The 16,556-nt window shown below is 34.0% G+C and carries 12 protein-coding genes; 2 read left to right on the forward strand and 10 right to left on the reverse strand.

The features are described from left to right. Positions 1–127: 127 nt before the first annotated feature. Positions 128–1,108: a methylmalonyl Co-A mutase-associated GTPase MeaB gene (meaB, locus tag EMTOL_RS17830; RefSeq protein ID WP_015030717.1), complete on the reverse strand. Its 981-nt coding sequence runs from the start codon at positions 1,106–1,108 to the stop codon at positions 128–130. A 107-nt stretch (positions 1,109–1,215) separates the two neighbouring features. Between meaB and EMTOL_RS17835 the strand changes: the two genes are divergently transcribed. Together EMTOL_RS17835 and EMTOL_RS17840 are read left to right on the forward strand one after the other, a co-directional pair. Continuing rightward, entirely contained in the window at positions 1,216–1,932 is a 717-nt protein-coding gene (locus tag EMTOL_RS17835; RefSeq protein ID WP_015030718.1) for an SDR family NAD(P)-dependent oxidoreductase, read from the forward strand. Between the two features lie 40 nt (positions 1,933–1,972). Beyond that, positions 1,973–2,776 (forward strand): hypothetical protein, encoded by an 804-nt coding sequence (locus EMTOL_RS17840; protein WP_015030719.1) that lies wholly within the window; start codon positions 1,973–1,975, stop codon positions 2,774–2,776. A gap of 1 nt (position 2,777) precedes the next feature. Here the strand turns inward: EMTOL_RS17840 and EMTOL_RS17845 are convergent, their stop codons facing one another. The 9 genes from EMTOL_RS17845 to sov all read right to left on the reverse strand — a co-directional run bounded on the left by EMTOL_RS17845 (position 2,778) and on the right by sov (position 16,530). After that, a complete protein-coding gene (locus EMTOL_RS17845; protein WP_015030720.1) occupies positions 2,778–3,497 on the reverse strand; it encodes a 2-C-methyl-D-erythritol 4-phosphate cytidylyltransferase in 720 nt (239 codons plus the stop codon). A gap of 27 nt (positions 3,498–3,524) precedes the next feature. Beyond that, complete coding sequence (queA, locus tag EMTOL_RS17850; protein WP_015030721.1) at positions 3,525–4,577, reverse strand: tRNA preQ1(34) S-adenosylmethionine ribosyltransferase-isomerase QueA; 1,053 nt, start codon at positions 4,575–4,577, stop codon at positions 3,525–3,527. A 229-nt stretch (positions 4,578–4,806) separates the two neighbouring features. Continuing rightward, positions 4,807–5,595, reverse strand: a complete 789-nt coding sequence (locus EMTOL_RS17855; protein WP_015030722.1) for a PhzF family protein — start codon at positions 5,593–5,595, stop codon at positions 4,807–4,809. A gap of 22 nt (positions 5,596–5,617) precedes the next feature. After that, positions 5,618–6,340, reverse strand: coding sequence for a gliding motility-associated ABC transporter permease subunit GldF (gene gldF, locus EMTOL_RS17860; RefSeq protein ID WP_015030723.1), 723 nt, complete (start codon positions 6,338–6,340; stop codon positions 5,618–5,620). Positions 6,341–6,369: 29 nt separating this feature from the next. Beyond that, positions 6,370–6,885, reverse strand: a complete 516-nt coding sequence (locus EMTOL_RS17865) for a DUF4199 domain-containing protein (protein WP_015030724.1) — start codon at positions 6,883–6,885, stop codon at positions 6,370–6,372. 44 nt (positions 6,886–6,929) lie between these two features. Then, complete coding sequence (locus tag EMTOL_RS17870) at positions 6,930–7,475, reverse strand: DUF4199 domain-containing protein (RefSeq protein ID WP_015030725.1); 546 nt, start codon at positions 7,473–7,475, stop codon at positions 6,930–6,932. Then, positions 7,462–8,754: a dihydroorotase gene (locus tag EMTOL_RS17875; protein WP_041694238.1), complete on the reverse strand. Its 1,293-nt coding sequence runs from the start codon at positions 8,752–8,754 to the stop codon at positions 7,462–7,464. Before EMTOL_RS17875 ends, EMTOL_RS17870 begins: the two co-directional genes overlap by 14 nt. 113 nt (positions 8,755–8,867) lie before the next feature. Beyond that, on the reverse strand, positions 8,868–9,245 hold the full coding sequence (gene gcvH, locus EMTOL_RS17880) for a glycine cleavage system protein GcvH (RefSeq protein WP_015030727.1): 378 nt from the start codon (positions 9,243–9,245) through the stop codon (positions 8,868–8,870). A 124-nt stretch (positions 9,246–9,369) separates the two neighbouring features. Beyond that, positions 9,370–16,530 carry a T9SS outer membrane translocon Sov/SprA gene (gene sov / locus EMTOL_RS17885; RefSeq protein WP_305953267.1) on the reverse strand — a complete coding sequence of 2,387 codons (7,161 nt, stop codon included), beginning with the start codon at positions 16,528–16,530 and terminating at the stop codon, positions 9,370–9,372. Positions 16,531–16,556: the final 26 nt, after the last annotated feature.

Below are 16,556 nucleotides of genomic sequence, written 5' to 3' on the forward strand. Positions count from 1 at the left end.
TAAAAACGTTTTCAGTGTAAGTAAGTAAATTTTCTAATGGAAATTAATTTGTCCACAAAAGTACTATATTTTTATGAAGTGACTAGCAAAAGCTTGCCATTATACCATCTAATTGTGCAAGAATATTTTATTTATTTAATTCTAATAACTTTTTTGCTGCTTGAATTGGTAGTATTTTTTCGGTCAATACCTGTTGTGAGATGTACTCAATATTATTTTTAACCGACTCATTTTCAAAAAAATGATTTTCAAGAAATTGCTTAATATAGGCATACATCCAACTTAAACTTTGTTCTTGTCGATTACTTTTCCAAAATCCACTATTTTTCATTTGTTTTTCATAATCTAAAATAACTTTCCATATTTCGCCTAATCCTGATTTTTCTAATGCTGAACAAGTAAGAACGGGAGGATACCATTGATTTTGGTTGGGTGGAAATAAGTGTAGAGCATGTACGTATTCCATACGTGCATTTTTTGATTTTTGAAGATTATCTCCATCAGCTTTGGTAATTGCTATTGCATCTGCCATTTCCATGATTCCCCTTTTTATACCTTGTAATTCATCACCAGCTCCTGATAACATCAAAAGAAGAAAGAAATCAACCATACCTTTCACTACTGTTTCTGATTGCCCAACACCTACGGTTTCCACAATTATAGTATCGAATCCGGCCGCTTCGCAAAGCAGCATTGTTTCTCTTGTTTTGTTGGTAACTCCACCAAGTGTATTTCCTGAAGGAGAAGGGCGAATGTAGGCATTGGAGTCGTGAGCCAATTCTTCCATTCTAGTTTTATCACCCATGATGCTCCCTTTGGTGCGTTGACTCGTAGGATCAATTGCTAAAACCGCTATTTTTTTACCTTGTGAAGTTAAATATTTTCCAAATGATTCAATGAATGTACTTTTTCCTACTCCAGGAACACCCGTAATTCCAATTCGAATGGAGTTACCAGTGTAGGGGAGTATTCCCTCTAAAACATTTTGTGCGGTTTCGTTATCTCTTGGTAATTGGCTTTCTATCAAGGTAATTGTTCTGCTCAGAATGATTCTATTACCACTCAATACCCCTGAAATATATTCGTCTGCCGATAAACGCTTTTGCATATTTCTGAATTAATTTTATTACATTTGGTAAACAAAGGTATTAAACAAAATATTATTTAGTTCATAATATTCAATTCTATACTTCAAACCTAACCTATAAATTATTAATGAAAATTATTCTAATTGGTGCCACATCAGGAATAGGCCGTTCGTTGGCAGAATTATACGCTTCTCAAGGTCATGAATTAGTAGTAACAGGAAGGAGAGTTACTTTGCTTGAAGAATTAAAAAATCAATTCCCAGATAAATTAATTCATCCACTTGAAATGGATGTTGCAAAAATTGATGATGCTCGCAAATTGATGGATTCTTGTGAAAAACTACTCGGTGAAATTGATTTGATTATAATAAATGCAGGTGTTGGTTATCCTAAAGCAACTTACGAACAAGAAATCAATACAATTGATATAAATGTGAGAGGTTTTGTAGCTTTGGCACAATGGTCTTATAATTATTTTGCCAAAAAGGGTAGAGGTCAGTTAGTAGGTGTTTCTTCACTGGCTTCTCAAACTGGTAGTGCTTATTCTCCAGAATATCACGCTTCAAAAGCTTTTATGGCCAATTATATGTCGGGTTTAAGAATGCGTTCTGCTAAATACAACCCAAATGTTTATGTGACCGATATACGCCCAGGATATGTAGATACCCCCATGACCAAGCAAAATAAAGGTATGTTTTGGGTAGCAACGCCTGAAAAAGCAGCTAGACAGATTGCAAACGCTATTGTTTCTAAAAGAAAGGTAGTTTACATAACAAAAAGGTATATTATAATTGCCACTTTATTGAAAATATTACCAGAATGGCTATTGTCTAAGTTATTTTAACGAGTTTTCAGAAAACAGTCATCAATTAATTTTCTCAAGCATGAAAATAAAAATTATACTTTTGGGATTAAGTTTATTCGTCTTTTCTTGTAAAAATAATGAAGAGTTAGCAGTTTGCCAGCTTACTAAATTTATTACCGATTTTCCTGCAACAAGTACACTACATCATGATGTTTTAACATTAAAGGATAAGAGGGTAATCCAAATTTATAGTTATGATTTGAGAAATTATAAAGATACAGTTTCTCGTCAAAAAATTTTTTACGAGTATGATGCACTTGGGAAAGTATCAAAAATTAGAGATGAATCTGCTTCCAATAGAATTATTACCTTTGAATTTGTATATGAAAATGGTAAAGATTTTGCCGAGAAAATCATTCAAAAGGTTAATAACGTTCAAAATAATGTTATATCAATAGAATATGATTCTAAAGGGAATCCTACTTCGGTTGAAAGTTTGAATTTGATAGGTGTGAATAGAACAATCGAGTATGATAATAATGGAAACCCATTCAGGGTAATTAGGTCAGATTTTGGTACGCTTCCAAGTGTAAATGAACACACTTTTGATGATAAACGTAATTTTTTTGCTGGAATTCCAGAAATTGGATATTATTGGCTTTTAAGACCGTTGTACAATTATATTCCGTTTGGTCCTAATAATATTGTTGGAACAAAATTTTATACAGTACAAAACCTAGATTTTAAAGAAGTACCAGATAACAGAACGGTTAGAGAAACGAATTATAATGAGCAAGGATTTCCAACTACAATGAATATTTTGCTTGAAAATCAAGGAAAGACTCTTTATAGTGCTTCAAAGTTTGAGTATAATTGCCAGTAATTTATGATTTGGTTCTAAGAAAAGCTTCTGCTACAATCATATCTTCGGGAGTAGTAATTTTGATGTTTTCATAAGCCCCATCAATCAATGAAATACTTTCTCCTGCAAATTCGAGTACACTTGCACAATCAGTAAAAAAGCTTTGTTCTTGTACTTCAAAGGCTTTTTTCATGAGGCTTACGTTGAATGTTTGCGGAGTTTGAACCAATTTGAGCTTGGTTCTATCAAGAGCTTCACTATCTGAAGAATTATTTACAAACCTTACAGAATCTTTAACCCAAACACTTGTTACGGCGGTTCCTTTTTCATGAGCAACAATGAAAGAATTTTGAATTATTTCAAGATTTATCAATGGCCTAACTCCATCATGCACCGCAACGAGACCTTCGGAATGAATAGTTGATAAACCATTTTTTACAGATTGAAACCTTGATGCACCACCTTCAGTAATGCTAATAGAATCTTTTTTGGATTGAATTAACTCGTTAGTTTGAGAGATGTCTTCCCAATAAGAAATATCACTCTTGGGAAGCACTACAATTACTTGAATTTCAGGAATCTGTAAGAATTTTTCTACAGTATGAATAAGAATAGGCTTGCCGTTGAGTGGTAAAAATTGTTTAGGAATTTCACTTTTCATCCTTGATCCACTACCGCCAGCTACAATTATAGCAAAAAGTTTAGTCCCAAAGGGAAGTTTTGATAAAATGTTTTCTTGCATTTTTTTCTCCCCTTTGGGGGCTAATAATTATAGAATCAACATTACGTCGCCGTAGGTAAAGAATTTGTATTTTTCTTTGATAGCTTCATTGTACGCTTGCATCACTAATTCATGACCACCAAAAGCACAGGCTGTCATTAACAAAATAGATTCTGGTAGATGTAAGTTTGTTAATAATGCATTCGTGATTTTGAAATCAAAAGGAGGGAAAATAAATTTATCTGTCCAACCATTCTCAACTGGTTTTAAGTGATTACTTGCCGAAACCGATGATTCAATAGCTTTCATGGCTGTTGTACCGATTGCACAAATTTTTCCGCCATTATTAATTGATTGATTAACTATATCACACGTTCCGTCTGGAATAAAGAAGTTTTCAGAATCGGTTTTGTGTTTTGTCAGGTCTTCAACATCCACTTGTCTGAAAGTTCCGATACCGATATGAAGTGTGATTGGACAGAAATTCGTACCTTTTAACTCCATTCTGCGTTGCACATTACGTGTAAAGTGCATGCCCGCAGTTGGAGCAGCAACCGCACCTTCGTGTTCAGCAAAAATTGTTTGATATCTTTCGCGGTCATCATCTGTAACCGGACGCTTAATGATGTCAATTGGAAGAGGAGTTTCTCCTAACTCATGGATAGTTTTCATCATTTCTTCATGCGAACCATCAAATAAAAATCTGATTGTTCGTCCACGAGAAGTTGTATTATCAATAACTTCTGCTACTAAATCACTATCACCAAAATATAATTTATTTCCTACACGAATCTTACGAGCAGGGTCAACCAATACATCCCAAAGACGCATTTCACGGTTTAATTCTCTTAGTAAGAATACTTCAATTTTAGCACCAGTTTTTTCTTTTGACCCATACAAGCGAGCTGGAAATACCTTGGTATTGTTAACAACCATTGTATCGTTTTCTCCAAAATAATCAACAATGTCCTTAAACATTTTGTGTTCGATTTTTTTGGTTTTACGATTTACCACTATCATACGACTACTATCACGTTGGTCATAAGGATGCATGGCTATAAGACTATGCGGGAGATCAAGTTTAAATTCTGAAAGTTTCATTCTGTTTATTTAACTACTGTTTTTACAGTATTTGTTATTCGCTGATGCTTGGGGTATTGAGTTTACAGCGTTTTTGTGAAGAATTATATTAAAATCTACTTTTAAAGAATGCAAAGGTACAAAATCGAAGTAGGGGGTGTCAAGTGTTTTAATATAAATGTTTTATGAGAATTATCAAAAAAATTATTAAAAAAATGAGACTCAGTCTTATGAATCTCATTTATGTATTTTAAATAGTGATTTTTCCTTTTAAATAGAGTCTTCCTTTTCCTGCCATTAAAACTCTATCATTGACCAATTTACATTTTAAATAACCTTTACGCTCTGAAATTTGCTCGGCATTGAGTTCGGTTTTTCCTAATCTATTCGCCCAGTAAGGTACCAGCTTCGTATGTGCAGAACCCGTAACTGGGTCTTCATCAATACCTGCACCTGGACCAAAAAATCTTGAGACGAAGTCGATTTTTTTAGATTTTGCTTTTGCAGTAACTATAATTCCCCTTGCTTGAATGTTTTTCAAAGCACTAAAATTGGGGTTTATTTCTTCAATATCTTTCTGAGAATTATAAACTAATAAGTAGTCATCGGATGCTCGATAGATTTCTTTGGGTGTTTTTCCCAATGATTCAATCAGACCTTCTGGTGCAGCGGCAGGTTTGGTTTCTTGAACTGGAAAATCTAGTTCAAGCCATTTACCATCTTTACGAACTTTTAAAACTCCACTTTTCGAGCCAAAATTGATTATATCCTTTGAATATTTGAGTACATTAAAAATAACGTAAGCTGTTGCTAAAGTGGCATGTCCACAGAGATTTACTTCAATGGCTGGCGTAAACCATCTGATATCAAATCCATCATTGGTAGGAACAAAGAAAGCAGTCTCTGAAAGGTTGTTTTCTAAGGCAATTTTTTGCATAACTTCATCCGATAACCATTCTTTTAGTGGTACAACTGCTGCTGGATTTCCACCAAATAGTTTATCTGAAAAAGCATCAACTTGGTAAATTGGTAATTGCATTGATGAAGTATTTTTGAATATTCTAGTTTTTTTTCAAGCTTATGTTTTGTTTACTCAAATAAAGCATCAAAAATATGATACTTGACAAGTAAATAATATTTTTTGAGTCAATTAAGCCTCTTCCAAGAGCATCATAATGATATGAAAGACTCAAAAAATTAATAAAATATTGGGTTGTTCCTGTGAAAACATTGGCTAATTGTTGAATTCCATCATAAATAATATAGCAAAACAAAGCACCAATGATAAATGCAATGATTTGATTATCAGTTATTGAAGATGACCATAAGCCAATACTTGCAAATGTTGCTCCTAGTAAAAGTAAGCCTAGGTAAGAGCCACTAACCGCAGCAGAATCAATGTTTCCTTTTGGACTTCCTAATTGATAAATTGAGTAATAATAAAGTAGGGTTGGGAGTAAGGCAATTGCAATGAGTAAAAAACTCGCTAAAAACTTTCCTATGATTATTTGCCACTCGCTCAAGGGTTTGGTAAATAATAACTCAATCGTTCCGGTTTTGTATTCTTCTGATAAAGACCTCATAGTAATGGCAGGAATCAGAAAAATAAAAATAAATGGTGTTAACTGAAAGAAATTATTCAAATCGGCATAGCCATAATCAAGTACATTTGAGTCAAAGAACCAAGTAAATAAGCCCACAATGACTAAAAAAACACCGATTACTATATAAGCAACTAATGAATTGAGAAAGCTATAAAGTTCTTTTTTTAATATTGAAAGCATCTTAAAATCCTTATTTTATTTTCACAAAATTAGAAATCAATCTCAGGTTTTGAGTTTTTGACAATTGCTGACACCACTAACGAAAAAACAAACCCAAAAAGTACATATCCAATTACTGAGAAAATAAATGTTAAACCTGGCGTTGCAAATCTTGAAGCTATTTCCATAGCTTGGTCAATTTGTGCTTGTGAAAGGCCTTGATTCTCCATTTGCTCAATTTGTAATTCACGCATTTGTTGAATTATGGTTGTATCTATAAATTTTATATAGATATAATTAAACATGGCAGCAATCAAACCACAAACTGTGCTCATTAACGTACCTAAGCCAAGTCCTTCACTAAAATTGAGAAATTTGTCATTTAATGATTTATACTCTCGCAATGACATAATTATTCCAAATAGTAACAATATGAATGGAATCCAAGATAATGCTGGGTTTTTGAAAAATCCTGTAACGTATAATAATACGGTGTATATCATTATCATGATAGCGGTGATAATTCCCCATTTAAGAGCAATTCGAGCTGTTGAAGGTTTTTCCATTTTAGTTCAGAGTTAGGTTAATTTTAAGTAAAGCTAACGAAATCTTATGAAATCGTAAAAGTGTGTCTTCTAAATATTATTGATATAATTGTGATAGCAACTATTACTAATTGTTTTTTTACAACTTCATCTAAAAATACATACAGAGCAGTAGGAACTTCTTTGGCTTGTTGAAGTAAGATTTCATACTCCTGCAAACCAAAATTTTTAACATGTGTTTCTTTAATTTTTTCAATTCCTTTGATATTTTCCTGTACCCAAAGCATTATTGCGTGATTATTCCCATACGGTTTATCAATCAACTGAATGAATATGAAATATACAATTCCTGTGATTAGAGCGGCAATAAGATTTGTCATGAATCCAACCGAAAAACCTTCAGTGAATGTCAATACTCCCAAGTTATTTGCCCGATAGACCCAAACCGCTACAATTACAAAAATGATATTGATGCCAAAAGCTGGAATTTTGTATCGACCAAATGGACTTTTATCTAATCCATAATATTGTATGAGGGCAATGATAATACAGACAGCTGCCGCAATTGCACCATACGTTATTGAATACTTTAAAATTTTATTTTTCAACATTGTTGATATGTACTTTATGCTTGTTGATTACAGCAATTGCTTTCCCTTTTAATGTTTTACCAATAAATGGAGAATTCTTTGCTTTAGATTTTATATCTTTTGTTTGATATTCCCACTCGTGTGTTGGATTAAAGATGGTTAAGTTTGCTTCTTCACCGATATTTACACTAACGGATGGTAATCTTAATAACTTACGTGGATTGCAAGTTATTTTTTCGATGAGTTTTTCAATCGGTAATTCTGAAAATTGATTAAGCGTGGCAAAGGTTGTTTCAAGAGAAATGATACCAAAATCGGCCATGTCAAATTCAAGGTTTTTCGATTCTTCATCTTGTGGATTATGGTCTGAAACAACAGCATCTATTGTACCATCTGCTAGTCCAACTTTTAAAGCCTCAATATCATCTTGGGTTCTAAATGGTGGGTTTACCTTAAGATTTGTGTCAAAAGTATGTAAATCTTTATCAGTAAAAGCTAATTGATGAGCGGCAATATCACAGCTTACGGGAAGTCCTTTTTGTTTAGCTTCTCTGATTAATGCTACTCCTTCTTTAGTTGAAATAGTTGAGAAATGCAGACAACTTTTATCTTTCTTTGAATCACCCAAATAATATTCTAAAAGTTTCAAATCACGCATAAGCATCAACTCTTCAGCGGTAGAAGGGATTCCTTTCATACCTAAAATCGTACTTTCAATACCTTCATGCATTTGTCCGAAAATAGTCATTGAAGGTTCTTCCGGACGATTCATTAAAAGAGCGTCAATTGGAGCTAAATATTGTAAGGTTTTTAAAAGAATATCAGCATTCCAAAGTGTATGGTCTCCATCTGTAAAAGCAACTGCTCCAGCATGATAAATGTCTAACATTTCGGTAAAATCTTTTCCTTCACAATTTTTAGTAACAGCCCCAGTTGGATGAATATTTAAGATTTGTGCCGCTGCAAAGTTTTTTACGTAGGCAATCGCCTCTTTGCTTTGTACTACGGGTTTAGTATTGGGGAGGGTAACAATTTCAGAAAAACCACCTGCTAGAGCTGCATTGGTTAAGGTGTATAAATCTTCTTTTGATTCATAACCGGGGTCTTTGGGTGAAACTCTGAGGTCAAACCATCCAGCCGAAACATGCAAATTTTCTCCGCTGATAGTTTTTGTGTCTTCAGCAGTTATATTTTCTGCAATTTCTCTGATAATTCCATCAACAACCAAAATATCTTGAGTCGTCCCATTATATTTTGATGATTTATCAATAATTTTTACTGATTTTAATAAAATTTTCATGTTAAATTTAATTGTTTCGCTCAAACGTAATGTATGATTGAGATTAAATTTCAAAAAAAATGCCCTCATTAGGGCATTTTCTATAATATTATCGAGTCATAGCAACCATCGGATTAGATACTTGCTTGGTAAGTAGTGGCATCCATTAATGCTTCAACATCGGCAAGGTTTTCAACCTCAACTTTCACCATCCAACCATCACCATATGGGTCTGAATTGACTAATTCTGGTGAATTTGCTAATGCTGGATTTACTTCAAGAATTTTTCCAGCAACTGGTAGGAAAAGATCTGATACAGTTTTTACTGCTTCAACAGTTCCAAAAATTTCGTTTGCTGCTAATGTTTGTCCAGCAGTTTCAATTTCTACAAATACAATATCGCCCAATTCGCTCTGAGCAAAATCTGTAATTCCAATTACCGCAACATTCCCTTCGGTAATTCTAATCCATTCGTGTTCGCTTGTGTAGCGTAGGTCAGCAGGAAAATTCATTATTGATGAAAGTTTTAAAATTTGACTGCAAGTTACAGCAAATGTTGGAAAACTGAAAATGTAGATTAAAAACTTTTGAAATCAGAAATAGAAAAGGCAAATCATTTGATTTGCCTTTTCTATTTTATTCAGATAAACTAAACCTAACATTTAGTCCTCCTGTTGTAGTTGTTCTAGGATATGAGAAGTTCGTTACAAAAGGTCGATTAACCAAATGGTCTATGTAGAAGTTCATCAAGATTCTTTTGTTGATTTGATAAGAAATTCTTGGACCCACCTGAAAATTATAATTTCCTTGTGTTGGTTGTGGGTCGCCATCTAACCTCCTCTGGATTCCTTTAATATCTCTCAAAGTCAAGTTGAATTGTAAATTCAAATCATTTTTAAGAGTAATAATTTTTCCGTCTCTACCACGTAAAGGCAATTTGACATTATTTTTCTTAAATCCGAAGTTAAATACAAAATCATCACTTGAATATTCAGCAATTTGTGAGTTGGATAAATTCAAAGATGCTCTTCTTTCTTTATTATACTCAAATTTTCCAGAAATTTTGCTTTTAGTTACAAATTGCACACCAATAAATGGAGCAAATTTTTCATCAATTGTAATGGTACTCATCACAAAAACTGGAATAAACTGGCCAAGTGAATTGAGCATATCCGACGAAGGTAAAGGATAACCTTTTTGTGCTAAGTTGATAGCAATATTGGTCTTATTGTATTCAAGAGATGATGTGAAATTACCAACATTAAAGTTTGATGTATAGCTATGATTGATGGTAATTGAACTAAATATTCTCTTGAATGGCTCTAAATTAGCTAAGCCACTGTAATCAATACGCCAGTTTGGAAGAGGTAAATTGATTCGTCTATTATTTGGATTAAATGGGTTAAATCCAATTCTTGCACGGTCTGCTTTTCCACTGTAAGCGGCGAAGAAAGCAGGAATTAAAATATCTTGAGAGTTTTTACTATATTGTTCTACTCCAATTGATTGTTGATTTTCAATCATTTGGTTGCGATATTTAAGCATATTGTCAAATACTTGATACTGGTAATTGCTACCACTATCAGTACTCATCCTTTGGAAAGCAGTGCGGAAACCCCAGAATGACATCCCGAAATTACCATTTCTAACAGGACTTTTAGCACTATATCCACCCCCAGCATCTGCGGTATAATATTCTTGATAGGTATCTCCACGGCTCATGTTACCACTAATTTGAATTCTCAAATCTTTGTTTGGTTCAAGTGTTGTTCGGTAACTAAATTTAATTTGTCGGGTTTGCGTAAACGGTTGAGTTTGGGCAGTAGTTTTTGAAAGCCAGCCATTATTGGCCGCCTTTATTTGAAAATTCGGGTCTTGTTGACCCATTACAAAACCCAATCCAGGTGCATTATCACTACTAAATGACGTCAAACCAAAGAACCTAGGAGCAGGCATAAAACCAGGCAAAATAGACGTTTCAGTAATTGAATAATCGTAGTCAATGCCTCTTACTGTCATCAATAGACGAGTAAAGCTTTTGGCTAAATTACTTGATTGAACTTCAATATTTTCATCGTCACCAGGGTTTCTTGTAAACCTTTTCTTCGGAGGAGTAGGGCTATTGGCGAATCGTAGATATTTTGCTTTGTTATACAGTTTCACAAAGTCAACTTTTCCTCTGACCCCTCTATCTCTTCCATTTCTTATGGTATTTCCAAATGGAATATTAAATTCATCAAGAATATTTAAAGAAACAGCCTGATAATTAAATTGATTATTATACTTGGCATCAGCCGTAATCCAGTCTAATAAGAAAAACTTATCGAGAGGTAAACGATAGGTAAATCTCATTTCCTGACTAAAGTTCTTCGCACGCCCTAATCTCCTTAAATTCGTCAAAAGTGAATCAATTTTCTTTTGAGTATTCAAATCACCTTGAGGTTCGTCTATAATAGCATTCATAGATGCTGAATAATTCAAGAGAATACTTTTGGTTAAATTCCATTGTAAATCATAAAAACGATTCATTAAAAAGTATTTCTCATACATTGGAATAATTCCAGTGGTAGTTAAGTCAGAATTTCGAAGTTGAGTTTTGGCAAAACTTCTATCAAAGTCGGCTCTAAAAGCAACAACTGTTGGTAAAGGGGAAAAATTGAAGTCTTTTAGCCAATAGAACAATGGTCTTTCAAGGGATTTATTTGCTTTAAAAGGCTCCCAGTTGATTTGTTTGGGTTGGAATTGATAGCTAAGTCCTCCTTTATATTGATTCAAAGCATATTCATCAATTAAAATATTACTTCTATTGATGTTATTTTGGGCATAAGTAAACGTGAAATTTTCGATATCATATAAATGAGATTTTGCACCTTCTTTAGTTTTGATTTTTCTAACATTCGAGAAGTTAAATCCTCTTCTTGTATTATCATCAACTACTAATCTTCTGTATCTTTCTCTTTCTGCCGGATTAGAAATATTAGCCAAGGCCATCTCTAAGGTCATGTCAGGGTCGAGAGGATTGAAATGAGGAGTAATGGTTTGTTTATCAAAATTGATAAAAAAAGGTATTTTTAAACCCCATTTTTCTGGTAATAATTTATCTAATTCAATATTTGAGGCAATACCAATACCTTTGCCAGTATCTCTTGCACGTTCAGAGATTTTATCTTGTACACCTCCATAGCCGAATCCTTTATAGTTGCCATTAATAGTGACAGTTGCGATATCAGCTAGTTTGATATTGGCAGCTAGAAGGGCAGCATCTCCTGAATTTTGGTCGAATCCATAAGCACGCAATTCATTCATCCAAACTAAAAATGTATTAGGGGCTTCATCGACAGATTTTGAGTTTCTTACACCCAACATGATGGTTAATACTGTACTTAAGTCAGGATTTCCCATAACCGAAATCTTAAACTTATTATCTTCGGTAGCTTTTGAATACAAAACTGAAAGATTCTTTGCCACACGGTTTCTTTCTGCTTTCAAAGCCACTAACTCTTTCAAGTCAATATCAATGGCATTTTCATCAGGCCAAATAATGGTTTCATTAGTTGAGCCTTTAGGAGTCATTTTTAGTTGTGGAATTTCTATTTCATAGTAATTCTCAGTATTATCGGTACCAATTCTAATAAACGCTCCACCGACTTCTTTTTCATTATTGGCATCATTTTCGGCATGAATAAACATTCTCAATCTTTTATAATTGAGCATATCTACTCTTGTATTTCTAAAAACAGCTCTTGAATCTCCATCTCTAAGGTTAGTTACACCCAAAGAAAGTGATTGTTCGTTGAATCTAATATTGAATTGTTGTTGCGTCACATCTTGGTCACGAATAAACCCTGGAGGTACTACGTATGGTGTTTTTCCTTCTTTCACATTACAGTTTTGCCCATCATCCGAGCAACCATTTTCTTCAATACTAACTACACCTACTTTGAACTTAGCATCGTATGGTTCGGGTACCTCAGTTAATCCTGCATTACTCAGATTTTTATCATACACACGGTATTGATTAGATTCTAATTGTAAAGAAGCAAATCTAAGCACAACAGGTTGTTCGAAATCTGTCAAAACAGTACGCATAAATCGAATGGATTTAAAACCATTGATATCGCCATACTTACGAGTAAATTGCTTTACTGGAATTCTGAATAAATACCAAGTCGCTTCAGTTCCTGGAACATTTACTTTGTCAACAATAAAACCTTGTCCAACATCCATCTTGTTTGGACGCAAATCTATTTCGTACTCATAATAATTTTCAACATCATTAATGGTATTATCTGCATTGATATCTTCTTTGTCTGGGGTTACAGAGTTTGCAGGTGTCGCTGTATTAGAGTTTTGATTTTGGTTTTGAGGCGAATTATTTTCAACACCTAAATAATTTTTAAATCTTTGAAGAAGGTTTTTCTTTTGCTCATCATAATCAGCGTCTATGAAAAACTTGAAATCATCACCCGATGGGTCTTTAGCAATTTCATTATAAGTGTTGGAGTTTACTTTTCCTTTGATGTCATCTAAAAACCTTTTGATGTGAGGAAATTCCCTTTCTTCTGCATTGCTCAAACCGTCTAAACCCACATCTTGTTTTTCACGTGAACCTGATTGGTTATCAAAGGCATCGGTTAAAAATTGGACACTCGGAGCCTTCCCCCAACGAGTTGTTATTGGGGTTGATGCTGAGCTACCATTGGGAAGTAAGCCATTTTCAAAGTTATTTCTACTATCTGGAATAAAATCTTCAGAAATATCTCCTAAATGGAAAAGTAATTTACCACCTGTTGTATTTTTCTTATTTCCATTAGGGGAACCATCTCTTACCACATCAACAAATGGATTTAACATCCAAAATGTAAGATACTCGGTATTGGCATTTTCGAAGTCATTATCGGCAGTAATTCCACGCATAACCGAGCCAAAATTTTCTTTTGGATTGGCTAAATATCCATTATTATCTAGGTTTGCATTATAATTGTAGAGCCCTCTTTCTGATGGGAAATAGCTGATATCAAGAATGTTGAGCGGAATTGATGAATTAAATGCTGGTAATGAACGTCCAGTAAATATTTGATTTGGGGTAAAGGCTTTTTCGTATAAATTATTACTAGCTTCAGTAGTCACATATTCAGGTAAAGCCCCCGAACCAAACCCACCACTAAAATATGTAGTTTGGTCAACCGTATAAACTGACATTTTGGCTCTACGATAATTATAATCGTAACTGGTAGCACTTCCTTGAAATCTTTCTGGGGTTGAACCCGGACGCCAACGTGTAGGCTGACGTGTTAAATCATTAATATTTCGAGTTGATTCAAAATCATCAATCATGGCATTGCCACCAATTCGCTTGTCGTTAACTGCAGGAATAAGTTTTGCATATTCGGCTGTCAATTGAATGGATGACATCTCTTTCGTTTGAATCAAAGGCAACGCATCGAGCATCCTTGTAATGAAACGGGAATCTTTTCTTAAATTCAAGTCAACTCCCAAGATAGTATTATTGACAGGTTCTTGTCCAATCGCCACCCTTGTCAAAAACCCTGGAGTACTTTCTCGAAGGGTCATAGCTGTGGCCCCGATATGAATGTCTTTACTTAGATTATAATCCAACCTCGTTCCAAGCATAATTCTACGCTGAGTGTTAAACAAATCAGGCTTTTCCCATTCAATTCGAATTTGGCGAGACGAATTCAATATACTTTGGTTGATGATTCTGATTTTTCCGAGTTGTGGTTCAACTGTATAATCAACACCCTCTTGTAGCTGTACTCCTCCAGCATAAATTCTAACTGATTGGCCTGATGCTCCCAGCGGCAATGAGATTTCTGATGCATTACTTGCTTGGAGACTTCCTCTAATAAAAAACTTATTTTTAGTCGTAACTTGTTGAGCATCAGTCATTGTGGTTCGATAAAGCTCATTGAAAACATACTTGTCTTTCAAGGCTTGCTCATCTAAATCAAATTTGGCTGCAAGTGTACTACCAAATGGTTCGAGCACAGGAAAAATTAATTTCCCCATTTTTGTATCAATCGTGATGTCTTCAACAAAGTCAAAATTACCATCACCATCAGGAAGTTGTGGGTCATTATTAGGATTCAATCTGTCCAGATTCATTATCCTAATTAGAGGAATATTTTGAAGTTTACGCCCTTCTTGTAAATTTGGCGTATCCATTCCAGTACGGTCATCTTTATAAATGATTCTTAGTTGAAAACCTTGTTTTCCAATTCCCGGAGTTCCTAATGAATATATATTTTTCATCATTAAATTCCACATAGGACTATTTGTACGATTACGAATAGTTGAGGATTTAATGAGTTTTAATACGATAACTTCATCTTCCCTGCGAGAAGAATAATCTTCGGTTAGTTCTCCAACTTTATAGGTTCTTCCATTGTAGGTATATTCGTAGGCAACTGCTAAAATCTCATCGTTTCTAAGTGGCGTAACTAATGAAATATAGCCTAATTCTGAATTATACTTGAACTCTCTTTCTGTCAATCTTTTCGCTCCACGAAGTACTTCATAATCAATTCCTTTTTTTAAACCCATATTAGCAAGCGTTCCTGTACTATCATCGACTCTTCTAAAATTCGGATTTTTATTTAGCTTGTCATAAAGTGGCGTAGCATCATTTCCAATTACATTATATTTTCCGTTTGCATCAGGTAATTCACCTAAATCCGTAAAAGCAGTGAGGTTTCGCATGCTTTCGATAGAATTGGTGCGATTGGTTACATAAACTTCCAAGCGGGTTATTTTTACACCTGAAAGTACTAATGGTAAGTTTCTGAGTGATTTCTCGTAATTATCTCTAAAAAATTGTCCAATGAAGAAGTGCCTGTTTTCGTCATAATAATCAGAACGGATTTCAAATGTTCTATTCTGAGTGCCACCATTGAGCACAATTGATTCGGTTCTAGAACGTTGTTGAGCAACAACCGCCGTAATATCAAGTTTTCCTAATTTAAACCCTGCTTTGACACCCATTAGGTTCTGAACTCCAGGAATTAATTGACTCTTAACAGGCATACTTATATTACCGCCTTCAACTTTTTGAAGAATGTCTTCTGGTTGATTTTTGAAATTTAATTTTAACTGATTTTCAAAATTAAAGGCTGCTTTGGTATCTAAATTTGTTAGTACCCCTAATTTATCCCCAATTTTGCCATTAAAATTGATATTAATTTGCTCATTGAAATTGAAAAGTGTTTGCTTTCGTTGAATGAGAGGCAAAAAAGGATTATCAATAAATTGTCTGATTAGTTGAAAATCAAGTGTTACAAATCCATTTGGTTTTAAATCGGGCAAACTTCCACCAAAAATTCTGTCAACTACTGGGTTTTTCTCAAGTAATGGTCTTAAACCACGACCACTAACTGCACTTTTTCCATCTTGTAGATTTTCATAATCTCGTAAAATACTTCTTCTAACATTTGCATTTTGAATACTTGAATACTCATTGAATGTAAGTGTTTGAGGAATTTTGTAATCAAGCTTTTTTCCTATTTTTTCAGTGATCGAAATTTCCTTTGAATTAGGAGAAAGACTAAAATCAGTTATGACGTTTTTGGGGTCTCTTTGATAAAAAGGTGATTGTGGAATTTTAGCGGCATAACGGTTCAAATAACGGTCTTGCCAACGATAATTCGGTTTGCTTCCTGAACGTACAATTGCAGTATCAAGCACAGGAACAGCAAGCGAGTCGGCATTGCTTTTTTCAATAGAAGTATTAATTTTTTTACGATTTTGAGCTTGTGTAGTTTGTACACATAGAAGGCTCAAGAAATAAAAAAATAGTATGAAAGTAA

The organism is Emticicia oligotrophica DSM 17448 (genome assembly GCF_000263195.1).
In the GTDB taxonomy this organism is placed as follows: Bacteria; Bacteroidota; Bacteroidia; order Cytophagales; family Spirosomataceae; genus Emticicia; species Emticicia oligotrophica.